We start from the raw sequence: 12,292 nt of genomic DNA on the forward strand, positions 1-12,292 counted from the left end.
TCTGTCTCTACCGTATCACGCGTACTTTAAGGGAATCTGAGCAGTGGCTGGGCATCACTGAGAGCGTGTCACACCGCCTCTTATCGCCCTATCCCCACCCCTCAGGCACCACCGGCCAGAGGCGCGGATGCGCGGGGAAAATCCCCGCCCGTCGGTGCGCGTTAGTTCTGCTCCGCAGTACGCGAAGCCTCAGTGTTCAACTCCTCAGCGTTCGGCGCCTCGGTATTCGGCTCTGCCGGATTCGGTTCCTCTGCTTTCTGCTCTTCTGCGCCCTGCTGCTCCGATTGTTGCTTCTGCCGCGTCAAACGCAAGCTCCTACGAACCGCCAAACTATAGAACAGCGAGAACAGAACCTCCAATGCGAACGACGCCATGACCGTCAGCAGGCCCACCGTATAGAACACGCCCACACGGTCCAGCAGCGTCTGCGGGCCCTGCACCGTCACAAGCGCATAGGCAAAGAACGCCGTCATAATGGCCGCCGCGACCCCGGATGCCGCATTCGCCAGCAACACCAACTTCACCGAACGGTTCGCCCGGTAAATCATGGCGACCCACATGTGCATCACCAGGTAGACCAGCGGCACCGCACCAATCGGGAAAAGCGTGACGCGAATGAAGTAATAAACAGTAATCAGCGAGGGTACGACCAGCAGCAGCACACGCACCAGGTACAGGTTCTTAGCCGGCAGCGGGTAATCACTGGTGACATTCCAGAACTCATCAGCCTGCTGCTCCAGCTCATCCATAGCCTGCAGCTGCATAAGCTGCGCCTGCGACATATGCTCCTGCGGCACAAGATCCGAGGAGCCCTCAACCGGCGCAAGCTCAGCGGCAGAAACCGGTTCACCCCGCCGCATACGAGCGGAATCAGCCATCCTAGCCCTCAAAAATGCCGCGCGAACGGTCCTTACGCACGCTCTCAGCAGGGAAAATACGACCGCTCATGCTGATGTACACACCCGGCTCCAGCAGATTCAGGGCGGCAATAGCGGCACCCAGGTTGAAGCCTGCATCCGAACGAGCCATCACGGCGGGCTGCATCGCACCGGTCAGCACCACGACCTTATTGCCCAGGTCGGCGTGCTCCACCAGGTAACGGGCAGTCTCCGGCATGGTGTCGGTACCGTGAGTGATGAGCACCTGGTCGTTAGTGACAGCGTTCAGCGCCTCGGTCAGCTCGGCACGATCCTCATCGGTCATGTCCAGGCTGTCCTTGCCAATCAGCGGACGAATATCGAAGCGCACGTCAGTGATGACGCGGTCCAGCAGGTCCTTAGCGGCAGGCTCACCAATATCCATGGTGCCCGCCACCGAATAGAACTTATCGATCGTGCCGCCAGTGGCAAGAATCGTGATTTCTTCAGGGTTCTTAATGGTGACGCTCACGGGTTTCCTCATCTTTTCGGGTCAACGTACACAAATCAAAAACTGCCAGGCCAACCCGGCAGGACACGCCCCACCACACGGAATCAACACGGGGGTAAAACCCCGCACACGAGGGTGAAGACGCAAAAACCCGCCGACCCCCGCAAAGCGGGAGGCGACGGGTCGGCTAGTGCGCCCTGTGGGGCTCGAACCCACGACCTGCGGATTAAAAGTCCGTAGCTCTACCGACTGAGCTAAAGGCGCTCCATCCACACAAAATTGAAAGTGTGCAGATAGAAATACTATACACTACCGACCCCAGCGCAGTGGCGGTACACTGGAAAATCCTATGTCTACACCCACATCATCACCCAGCGCCTCCGGGCGCACCCGACACCGAACCCACCACCGACCCGTCCTCTACTCCGCCGAAAAGTTTGAACGCCACGAAGGCGGCATGGACCCCGCCGCACGCGAAGAGGCGGCACACGCCTCCGCACGTATCCTGCTGATGCGCGGACGCGGCACCGACGAGCAGATGACCGAGCGGCTCGTCAGCTTCACCGACGACTACGGTATCGAAATGCTCGCCGAACTCTGGTCCCACGCGAGCGCCCACTCCCTGCCGGGTGCGCTGTGGCGCATGTACTGGCTGCGGGATGTGGTGCATCGTTCGCCGCGCGGGGTGAGTCGCGCCTTTGAGCTGGGTATGGCGGAGGATTACCGTTCGCACGTGGTGGCGGGTGTTCCCGACCCGCCGGGTGCCGATGAGGTGGTCCGTACGATTGATGAGATTCTGGCGGGCTTGTACACCGGCGATATGGATATTGCGATGGAACGCTGCGCCGCGTTTGCGCACGTGGTGGCGTTGGGTATTCGTACCGATTATGCGCGCTCTGCCGGACAGGATGGTGCGGTTCCGGGTAGCCACGAGGTGAAGCGTGAGGCGGTGGAGCGTCGCGCTCGTATGCCGCGTCAGGCACAGCAGATGGAGCAGATTGCGCACGATTTGGAGGCGGTCGCCGCCCAGCTGCGCGCCGTTGAGGCTAGTTAACAGGCTAACGGGGGTTCCGGGGCTGATTCTGCGCAGGAAAAATCGCAACCCAACCTCGAAGCATTCTAGTCTTCTGCGCCGTTTAGCCGCCCAAAAATGCGGGTTCATGCCGCGAATTGGCACAGGTTCCACATTGGGTCACGCAGGCGTGAAAAGCCTGTTTCCGATTGACTCTGTGCCGGGTACGGGTGGATAATAATTACAAGATGTCGGGTTGCTAATAGGTAGCCCCGGGCTCCAAATCTTTAGCCGCTTCGAGCGGCCTTCCGCCGAGAGGCGCTCCCAACCCGACATCCCTAAACGTTCCGGTGGGGGTCGAGAAATCGACCCCCACCGTTTTTCGTTTAAAACCCCGTCTAGAAGCAGCCGTCAGCTCGGCGCGATTGCGCATAAAAACCGTGTGCCCCGTGAGATACCCCCGAGCTGCGCGCACCCGCAACCCCCGATACTGGTTAGACTGGGAACTATGCTGCACCGACTTTTTCCCCACGCTAACGAATCCCTCGCCTCCCTCGCTGAAATTTCAGCGCAGGTCGGTGAGGCCGCCGCGTTGCTCTCTGAAATGGTCGGCTCCCCCGTCGCGGAGTACCCCGAACTCTTCGAACGCATGCTCACCCACGAGGCGGACTCCACGAACCTGCTGTTCCGCACCCTCACCGAGGTGCGTAGCTCCTTCTCCCCACCGATCCCGCGTGAAGACCTGTACACGCTGGCACGCAAGCTCACCAACGCCGTTGAGAAGCTCACCAGCGCCGCGCACGTGCTGTCCCTGCACAGCATTGACGGCTTCGCTACGCACATCACCTCGATCCTGGACATTATTCAGCGTCAGGCGGTGCTGACCGCCGCCGTCATCCCCAAACTCGCCGACATTCGCGGCCTCGACAACTACTGGATGGACATGCTGCGCATCTCCCGCCAGGCGCTGCGCACCGCCGAAGAATACGACGCGTACATTGCCGAACGCTACACCCCCGAACGGTACCGCCGCTACGCCACCTTCCTGGCGCAGCTGACCGCCGCCTCCAACGCTATGCGTGATGTGTCCGCCGAAATCGGCCGCATCATCGTTCAGGAATCCTAATGCTCCTGGGTCTTCTCGCCTGCTGCGCCTTTATTGCCGCGGTCTACGTCACCGGTGTGCACGACGCCTCAAACGCCGTCGCTGTTCCGGTGCGTACCCGCGCCCTCGGCGAGCGCTCCGCCCTGTACCTTGCCGCGCTCTTCAACGTGCTCGGCGTGGTCGGTGCGTTCCTGCTGCTCGGTGAGTATTCCGCCTCGTGGGTGAGCGCCCCGGACGGCGTCACCGGCCTGAACGGTATTGTTGCGGCGCTGCTGGTCTGCGCTATCTGGGGTGTGCTCACCTGGGTTTCGAGGATTCCGTCTTCCTCGACCCACGCGCTGGTGGGTGCCCTTGCCGGCGTGAGCTGGTGGACCCAAACAAGGATCGACAGCGCCGCTGAAGGCTTCGGTTCGCTCGCCTTCCTGCCGCATATTTTTGGGGCGACCCTGCTGCCGCTCTTCTACCTGCCGCCGCTCATTTTTCTGCTGTCCTGGCTGATGGTGGTGCCGTTCTACCGGCTCGTGGTGGGGCATAATCCGCGCCTGGTGAATCAGCACGCCCGCGAGGTGCTGGCGGTGTCTGCCTCCGCAATTTCGCTGTTGCACGGCCTGCAGACCGGCTACCTGTACTTGCTGCTGTGGGCGCTGCTGAGCGAACGCATCATGGACCCGGCGCTACTCCAGTCCCTCACCAGGGGCGGGATGCTGCTGGGCGCCCTCATCATTTCCCTCAGCCTGGGTGCGGGCACGCTGACCGGTGGCCGCCGCATCGGCTACACCTTCGCCTACAAGATGGTGCGTCTGGACCCGTTCCGCGGCGCGGTTGCCCAGGGTACGACCGCCGTGGTTCAGGTACTCGGCTACTTCCTGCTGCAGGTGCCGTTCTCCTCCTCGCACCTGGCGACCGCCTCGGCGCTCGGCGCGGGCGTGAACCAGCGTTTTAATGCGTTGAAGTCCAGGATTGTTCTGCAGATTCTTCTGGTGTGGCTGGTAACCATTCCGGCGTGCTTTGTGTTCGGAGTGCTGGCGATGGTGGCTCTACAGTCCATCCACTAGATTTTAGGGGCGGTGCATGCTCACTGCCGCGGGATAGCCGGGCGGCGGGTTGAGTCTGAACGGTGCGCACCCTCATAATGGTTGAGTTCTTGGGCTGGCACGCGCCCACTCACCCTCGACTGATTGTGGTTATGTCTTCCCCTACCGTAGCTATTCTGGTCCGCACGAAGGGCCGCCCCCGCTTCTTGAGCCGCGCGCTGGAGAATATCGCGCAGCAGACCTTCACCGACTACACGGTCTGCGTGATTAACGACGGAGGCGACGAGCAGGCAACCCGCGCCGTCATTGAGGCTTCTCCACTGGGTTTGCTGGGTTCTAACGCGCACGATTCCAGCCGCGTGCAGCTGCTGACCACCGCCGGCGGCAACATGGAGGCGGCATCCAACGCCGGTTTGGCGGCGACCACCTCCGAATACGTGGCGATTCACGATGACGACGACCTGTGGGCACCCGAGTTCCTGGAGCGCACCGTCGCGGCGCTGGAAGAGAGCGGCGCGCTCATGTGCACCACCCGCGTTGTGGAGCGGTACGAACGTGAGAACGCCGACGGCGAGTTCGAGGTGTACGAGGAGCGTATTTTCCACGACGGCCTGCCCGGCATGGGTTTGCAGTTCCTCTTCCGCACGAACCGTGCCGTGCCGATCGGTATTCTCTACCGCCGCAGCCTACACGAGCTGGTCGGTTTCTACGATGAGTCCCTGCCGGTGGTCGGCGACTGGGAGTTCAACATGCGTGCCGCCTCCGTTGCGGATATTCTGCTGGTGGATGAGCCGCTGGCGTACTGGTCGCTACGCCCCGACGCGGAGGGCTCCGAGGCGAATAGCGTGAAGCGCCAGGCTGATCACGCCCGCTTCGATTCGATGGTGCGTGCCCGCGCTATCCGTGAGGATTTGCAGGCGGGTGCCCGACCGGGTGCGTACCTGTATCAGGCGCATTTGGCGGCTGACCTGGAGCGTCGCGTGATTGACGGGCACGATCTGACCCGCGAATCCCTAGATATTCTGCGCTCTATTGAGAGCCGCCTGGCACGTATTGAGGCCCGTCAGCAGGCCATTGAGAACCGCCAGCAGGCTATTGAGGAGCGTCTGCGGGTTCTGAAGCACCTGCGCACCCCGGGCCGCGCGCTGCGTTCCTTGGCGAAGCGTTCCCTAGTTCGTCGCGGTGCTGAGGCTGAGTCGGCAGATCAGAAGGGCGCATAGCCATGACAGAGAACAATCATTCTTCTACAGCACTGCCCGTTACTGAAGCACCGCGCGTGCTCGTCATTGGCGATATCGGCCAGCACACCTACCACGTGGGCGACGAAGCCATGACCATTGCGAGCGCTCAGGCGCTTTCCGAAGGCGGCGCGGCGGTCACCCTCATGACCCGCGATGTGGGCCATTCGGCGCGCTATATTGGCGCAGCGGTGAATCATGAGGCGGCACAGCATGAGGCGGGCGCGCCCTACGAGTACCTGCCGTTTTTCCTCTTCCCCTGGGCGCCGGCTGAACGCGAGCTGACCCTCGCGGCGTTCGAGTGCGTCCTGACGGAGCTGCACGCCGACCGAGAGCGCCCCTCCGTTACCGAGCTGGTGGCGTTACCGCAGGTGCAGGCGCTGCCCGAGGTGTTGCATCCGCTGGAGCAGACCGTTGAGCGCATGGTGGAGTTCGCGGACTCCATCGCCGCAATGGATGCGATCGTGGTCTCCGGCGGCGGTAACCTCAACTCCCGTTACGGTTGGCTGCTCTACGAACGTGCCGCCGCGGTGCGTGCCGCCGAGCATGCGGGCGTGCCCGTGTACGTGACCGGTCAGTCCCTGGGCCCGGTCCTCAGCCCCGAGGACGCGCAGGTTCTAGAGCGCATGCTGCGCACCGCCCGCTCGGTGACGGTGCGTGAACGTTCTTCCCTCGCTTGGTGCCGTGAGCGGGGTATTGACGCGCGCCTGAGCGTGGACGACGCCACCGACTACCCGGTGGCTTCCCCAGCGCGTACCCTGCACTATGCGGAGGGTATTTCTGCAGGTCAGGCGCTTGATGAGCTGCCGGAGCACTACGTCTGCGTAACCGTCAACGAATGCACCAACCAGCAGGCGCAGCAGATTGCGCGCCTACTCGACGGCATGTGGCGCGAACACGGCTACGCACCCGTTTTCCTGAGCCACTACGGTGACCCGCAGGACCCGACAAGCGGCGATATTCAGGCGCACCAGCGCATCGCCGAGCGGCTCAGCCCATCCACCCCGGCGACCCTGCTACCGATTCTGCACGCCGACCAGAGCATCGCCGTGCACCGTGCGGCGGCGTTTACTCTGACCAGCCGCTACCACCCGGCGGTGTTCTCCGCCGCGGCGGGTATTCCCGTGCTTGCCCTCGTGCCGGATGCCTTCACGCAGATGCGCGTGGGCGGCGCCCTGAGCCTGTACGGGCTGGGCGAGTTCACCCTGCCGTTGGGCATGCTCGCCGGTGGTGTTCCCGAGCTGATGGTTGCCGCCGCCCTGCGACACGCGGCGGTGACATCGGATGCGCGCCGCACCGAGCTGCTGGAGGTTCTGCGAGCCGAACGTGCCTACCTGCTGGCGCAGATTCTTGCATCTGGCGCAGAAAAGCTGGACGAAGTAGAGGCACCCGCGCCCTTCCCCGCCGTGGAGCAGGTTCCGGCGCTCCCCGAGCCGCTGGGTGCGACCGTCCGTGCCGCCCGCGAGCTCTTCACCGAAACCTCCCTCACCGCGGGGTTCGAGTGGGCGATGTCTGACCGGGCGCATTCCTGGGATGCCGAGCACCGCCGGCAGCTCGAGCGCGCCCGCACAATCGGTGGCGGGTACAGCGCGCACGGTATTCACGGGGCGCACGGTGCAGAACAGACGCGCCCCGTCACCGTTGAGGCTTATTCTGAAGCACCCGCCGAGGCGCATCCCGCCCAGCCGGGTCTGCTGGCGAGGGTGGCGCGCCGCCTCCGCGGCTAGATTCGCGGCTAAGCCCCTTGCACTGAGGTTTCGGCACGCAAGCTGAGGTTTCGGCACGCAAAACCGCCCAAGCCGAGGCGCTAAGCGGGGTTCGGGGCGCGGGGTCTCTCACACTTCAACCCAACACTCCCCTACCCCCTTGTGCACCGCATGTGCGCCGGTATGATGGTGCCCATGGCACGATTCGCAGACATTCTACGCACTACTGAACAGAACACCCGACAGTTCATTCATGAGGGTATTCACCGAGTCCGAGCAGACTTCTTTCAGTCTGTGCAGATTGTTGCGGCGTCTATGGGCGCTTGGCTTTTCGCTGAGCGCGTCCTGGGCCACCACGAGCCCATTTTCGCGCCGGTGGCTGCCCTCGTATCCCTCGGCTATGTAAGCGGTGCTAAGCATTCCCGCCGAATCCTTGAGGTCTCCTTCGGCGTGACCCTCGGCATTCTCATTGGCGACCTTCTGCTGATCCTGCTCGGTCACGGTACCTGGCAGGCGGCAGTGGTGCTTTTCTTGACCGTGATTATTGCCCGATTTATTGATAAGGGCATTATTTTTACGATTCAGCTCAGCTTCCAGGCCTGTTTCACGTTGCTGCTGCCCGTACCTGACGATGCGTTCACCCGCAGTTTTGACGGTATCGTCGGTGGCGCGTTCGCGTTCCTCGCGATGTATCTGATGCCGCGCGACCCGCGTAAGAACCCGCGTGCCCGCGCGCAGGCTCTCATGGATGCGTTCGCGAAGGTTTTCCAGCTCTCCTCCGAGGCAATCCGCTACTACGATTACAACAAGGCGTACCAGAGCCTGCTCGATGCGCGCGCCCTGCAGCCGCTCTACGATGCATGCCGCGGTGACCTGATTACCGCGCAGGGCATGAGCGAGCTGTCCTGGAATAGCCGCAAGAGCAAGGGCGAGCTGGCGCGCATGGCGAAGACCCTCGCCGCGGTGGATTTGGCGATTCGTAACGACCGCGTGCTCAACCGCCGCATGGCGTCCACGATTCACCACGTGCAGCTACGAACTGCCGCGCAGCTTTCACTCAGTGACGCGCTGACCGAGCTGTCGTTGGCAGCGCAGAGCCTCGGCCTGGGCATGTCTGCACCGACGGAAGGCGAACGCGAGCACTACATGATGGAGGCACGCGAACGCATGATCAAGCTTGCCGGCACCCTCGAGCCGCGCACCATGGGTGTGGCGACCTTTGAGGGCGAGTCGCTGGTGCTGATGCTCCGCCTGATTGTGGTCGACTTTTTGGAGGCGACCGGCATGTCCCACAAGGACGCCGTGGCGGTTCTGGTGCCCCTGGGCGAGGCGGTCACGAAGCATGCACCACGCACCTCGGCAATCCCGATTGTTGACGCTGACATGGACGACTCCACGGTGGTTGATGACGTGACCGATAGCGCGGTGAACACCCACCACACGAACAAGCTCAACACCCGCTCGATCAACATCATGTTGCACGAGAACGAGGAGGAGAGCCGCTCCTCCTAGCGGGTTTCTGGAGGGTTTCTAGCGGGGTCAGCGGCAACCCATCAAGACGCAACGGAGGGGGCTCCCGGCCGGTATTCACGCCAGCCGGGAGCCCCCTCCTCCGCTATCTCTATGCTGTTGATGCGCGGGCGGCTACTTCTGTGGGAAGAGCAGCGCGAGCGCCTCGCCCAGGGTGGTTACCTCACGCACGGTCACGCCCTCGGGCACGTCCCCCACGCCGGTCGGGGAGGCGGGCACCAGCACGTGCGTGAAGCCCAGGCGGCCCACCTCCGCAATGCGCTGGCGGATGCCCGGCACGGCGCGCACTTCACCCGCCAGGCCCACCTCGCCGAAGACTGCGAGTTTGCGCGGTAGCGGCTTATTTTGCGCCGCCGAGGCAAGCGCCATGACGCACGCCAGGTCGGCGGCGGGCTCGGCAATTTTTGCGCCGCCCACCGTGGATACATAGCAGTCGAGCTTGCCCACGTTCAGCCCGGCGCGGCGCTGCAGCACCGCCAGCAGCATCTGAATACGCGCCGAATCCAGGCCCGAAACGGTACGGCGCGGGGCGGGTGCCACCGCCTGATCCAGTAGCGCCTGTACCTCCGCGAGCAGGGGTCGGCGGCCCTCCATCGTGACGGTCACGCAGGTGCCCGCCACCGGGTGCGGGGTACTGGAGACGAACATGCCGGAGGGGTCCAGCACCGGTGCGATGCCGTCCTCGTGCATGTCGAAGCAGCCCACCTCGTCGGTGGGTCCGAAGCGGTTCTTAATCGCGCGTAGCATGCGGATATTCGAGTGCTTATCGCCCTCGAACTGGCAGACCACGTCCACCAGGTGCTCAAGCAGGCGCGGGCCCGCGATGGTGCCTTCCTTAGTCACGTGACCCACGAGCAGGGTGCACATATTGCGTTCCTTAGCCGCGGCAATCACGGAGGCGGCAACCTCACGCACCTGGGTCACACCGCCGGCGCTACCCTCAACTTCCGCGGAGGCGAGGGTCTGCACCGAGTCGATGACCAGCAGGGAGGGGTTGACCTGCTCAATATGCGCTAGGGCGGTGCCGAGGTCAGTTTCGCTGGTCAGGTAGAGGGTGTCCGCGATGGCGCCGATGCGGTCGGCGCGGAGTTTGACCTGCGCGGCGGATTCCTCGCCGGTGATGTACAGGACCGGGCGCGGCGGCTGGGGTGCGATATTCTGCGCCCCCTGCTGTCCCGCAATCCCGGCGGTGCCGCGCGCGAAGGTGGCGGCGACATCCAGCAGCAGGGTGGATTTGCCCACGCCGGGTTCGCCCGCCATGAGGATGACCGCGCCGGGTACGAGTCCACCACCGAGCACGCGATCAAATTCGGGGTTTCCGGTGCTCATGTAGGCGGCTACGCGCGAGTCGACTTCTGCAATGGGCTGGGCGGGTTTCTGCACGCTGGATGCGGCGCGGGTGCGCGCACGGGTGCCCCCGGCGGCTTCTTCGACGGTGCCCCAGGTTTGGCATTCGCCGCAGCGGCCTACCCATTTGGCGGTGGTCCAGCCGCATTCGGTGCAGCGGTAGGCGGGTGCGGTTTTGGTGTTTTTCGTGCGCGCGGTCATGGGTCTATTTTAGGGTCTGGGGCGATATGGTGCGCGGTGTTTAGTCACGGCGAAAAGGGGTACCGCAGAACACACTTTTACCCTTAAATGCAGATAGTTTCACCTCGTGCACTCCCGTATAAATATCGAGAATATCCGTTCGCTTTTGAGGCACTTTAGCCCGCCGTTCCGCCCCTGACCTGGCTCAATAACCACCCTTACAGGTACAATGTTTTTTGTGCAGATGAATTATAGTGACCTATTGCTTAAAACTATCGCCCGAATCGCCCCCGGCACCGAGCTCCGCGAGGGCCTGGAACGCATCATGCGTGGCCGTACGGGCGCGCTCATCGTACTCGGATCCGACCGCACCGTATCCTCCCTGTCTTCGGGCGGTTTCAACATCGACACCGAGTTCTCGGCAACGCGCCTGCGCGAGCTGGCGAAGATGGACGGCGCTATCATCTGCGACCGTGACGCCACCCGCCTGTTGCACGCCGGCGTGCAGCTCATGCCGGACGCCTCCATTGACACGAACGAGTCCGGTACCCGCCACCGCACCGCCGAACGCACCGCGATTCAGACCGGTTTCCCGGTGATTTCGGTGAGCGCGTCGATGTCTATGATTTCGGTGTACGTTGACGGCACCCGCTACACGGTCGAGGACAGCCAGTACCTCATGGCCCGCGCGAACCAGGCGATTCAGACCCTTGAAAGCTATAAGAAGCGCCTGCGTTCGGTGCTTTCCTCACTCTCGGCCCTGGAGATTGAGTCCAACGTGTCCCTGGCGGATGTGGCGATGACCCTTCAGCGTATGGAGATGGTGAACCGCATTATCCGCGAGGTCAGCCACTACGTGCTGGAGCTCGGCGTGCACGGCCGCCTGATTGCCCTGCAGCTGGAGGAGCTGCGCGCCCCCGAGATGACCGCCAGCGATCTGATTCTGCGCGACTATCTGCCCGAGACGAATGACGAGCTGATCGCCGCCGGCGTTGAGGCGCTTCAGAACCTGGACGATATGGCTATCGTGGATCTGCGCACGATTGCCCGCACTGTCGGCTTTGGCGAGAACCCCGACCTGGAGTTCCCCCTGCAGCCTCGCGGTTTCCGTCTGCTCGCCGGTATTCCGAGCATCCCGAACGCTATTTCTGAGCGTCTGGTGGAGCGCTTCGGCAGCCTGCAGGCTCTGATGGCGGCGTCCCTTGAGGATTTGCGCGCCGTGGACGGTGTGGGTGAGGCTCGTGCCCGCACGGTGCGCGAGCAGCTCTCCCGCATGGCGGAGAGCAGCCTGGAGAAGTACCTCTAACAAAAGCTCATACGAGAAGCCCCCGCGCCGGAGACTATCTGGCACGGCGGCCTTTTCCTGCCTCACAAGAACCTTTTGCATTATGATGTAGTGACAGCGGAGTTCCCTCCGCACCCTGGTGCCTCAAGCATCATGACACCCCTTGGAGGTCACAATGTCGTACTCACGAGCTAAGTATCCGTCGGCTAAGCGCCCCGTCCCGTTCTTCGTGTGGGCGTCCCCCATTCTGTTCCTGATTTACCTGCCGCTGCTGTGGTTCAAGGTCATCCCCAATTCCTTTGAGGTGACCGACCTGTCCACCCTGCTTTTGGCGGCACTACAGTGGACCGCATTCGGTAGCCTGCTCGGGTACCTGGGTGAGCGCCGCTTCGCCAAGCCGCGCGCCTCCAAATAGTGCCACGCAATAGACCTATACAAAAAAGCCCCCGTGCCGGAGTGAACTGCGCCCCGAAACTTGGACGCATTA

The 12,292-nt window shown here is 63.1% G+C and carries 11 protein-coding genes and 1 tRNA gene; 8 read left to right on the forward strand and 4 right to left on the reverse strand.

Going from position 1 to position 12,292, the window contains the following annotated elements:
* Positions 1–161: 161 nt before the first annotated feature.
* The 3 genes from HMPREF3055_RS00300 to HMPREF3055_RS00310 all read right to left on the reverse strand — a co-directional run bounded on the left by HMPREF3055_RS00300 (position 162) and on the right by HMPREF3055_RS00310 (position 1,632).
* Complete coding sequence (locus HMPREF3055_RS00300) at positions 162–878, reverse strand: amino acid transporter (protein WP_070737258.1); 717 nt, start codon at positions 876–878, stop codon at positions 162–164.
* Position 879: 1 nt separating this feature from the next.
* Positions 880–1,389 carry an asparaginase domain-containing protein gene (locus HMPREF3055_RS00305; protein WP_080974859.1) on the reverse strand — a complete coding sequence of 170 codons (510 nt, stop codon included), beginning with the start codon at positions 1,387–1,389 and terminating at the stop codon, positions 880–882.
* A 170-nt stretch (positions 1,390–1,559) separates the two neighbouring features.
* Positions 1,560–1,632: transfer RNA gene (locus tag HMPREF3055_RS00310), tRNA-Lys, on the reverse strand.
* Positions 1,633–1,717: 85 nt separating this feature from the next.
* Between HMPREF3055_RS00310 and HMPREF3055_RS00315 the strand changes: the two genes are divergently transcribed.
* The 6 genes from HMPREF3055_RS00315 (at position 1,718) to HMPREF3055_RS00340 (ending at position 8,975) form a co-directional block, all read left to right on the forward strand.
* Entirely contained in the window at positions 1,718–2,422 is a 705-nt protein-coding gene (locus tag HMPREF3055_RS00315; RefSeq protein WP_070677360.1) for a histone acetyltransferase, read from the forward strand.
* 466 nt (positions 2,423–2,888) lie between these two features.
* The gene (locus tag HMPREF3055_RS00320; RefSeq protein WP_005504391.1) at positions 2,889–3,506 is read left to right on the forward strand and encodes a hypothetical protein; all 618 of its coding nucleotides are present in this window, start codon (positions 2,889–2,891) and stop codon (positions 3,504–3,506) included.
* Positions 3,506–4,540, forward strand: a complete 1,035-nt coding sequence (locus HMPREF3055_RS00325) for an inorganic phosphate transporter (protein ID WP_070737261.1) — start codon at positions 3,506–3,508, stop codon at positions 4,538–4,540. The genes HMPREF3055_RS00320 and HMPREF3055_RS00325 overlap by 1 nt, the downstream gene beginning before the upstream one ends.
* Positions 4,541–4,671: 131 nt before the next feature.
* Positions 4,672–5,739 carry a glycosyltransferase family 2 protein gene (locus tag HMPREF3055_RS00330; RefSeq protein ID WP_070604984.1) on the forward strand — a complete coding sequence of 356 codons (1,068 nt, stop codon included), beginning with the start codon at positions 4,672–4,674 and terminating at the stop codon, positions 5,737–5,739.
* Positions 5,740–5,741: 2 nt separating this feature from the next.
* Complete coding sequence (locus tag HMPREF3055_RS00335) at positions 5,742–7,484, forward strand: polysaccharide pyruvyl transferase family protein (RefSeq protein WP_070604981.1); 1,743 nt, start codon at positions 5,742–5,744, stop codon at positions 7,482–7,484.
* A 162-nt stretch (positions 7,485–7,646) separates the two neighbouring features.
* A complete protein-coding gene (locus HMPREF3055_RS00340; RefSeq protein ID WP_070634642.1) occupies positions 7,647–8,975 on the forward strand; it encodes an FUSC family protein in 1,329 nt (442 codons plus the stop codon).
* Positions 8,976–9,107: 132 nt separating this feature from the next.
* Here the strand turns inward: HMPREF3055_RS00340 and radA are convergent, their stop codons facing one another.
* Positions 9,108–10,541: a DNA repair protein RadA gene (gene radA / locus HMPREF3055_RS00345; protein ID WP_049354023.1), complete on the reverse strand. Its 1,434-nt coding sequence runs from the start codon at positions 10,539–10,541 to the stop codon at positions 9,108–9,110.
* A 208-nt stretch (positions 10,542–10,749) separates the two neighbouring features.
* Between radA and disA the strand changes: the two genes are divergently transcribed.
* Both disA and HMPREF3055_RS00355 read left to right on the forward strand, forming a co-directional pair.
* On the forward strand, positions 10,750–11,826 hold the full coding sequence (gene disA, locus HMPREF3055_RS00350) for a DNA integrity scanning diadenylate cyclase DisA (RefSeq protein ID WP_049354024.1): 1,077 nt from the start codon (positions 10,750–10,752) through the stop codon (positions 11,824–11,826).
* Between the two features lie 154 nt (positions 11,827–11,980).
* Entirely contained in the window at positions 11,981–12,220 is a 240-nt protein-coding gene (locus HMPREF3055_RS00355; protein ID WP_005507607.1) for a hypothetical protein, read from the forward strand.
* The last annotated feature ends 72 nt before the right edge of the window (positions 12,221–12,292 follow it).

Origin of the sequence: Rothia sp. HMSC061C12 (assembly GCF_001815755.1) — a bacterium.
GTDB lineage: Bacteria > Actinomycetota > Actinomycetes > Actinomycetales > Micrococcaceae > Rothia > Rothia mucilaginosa.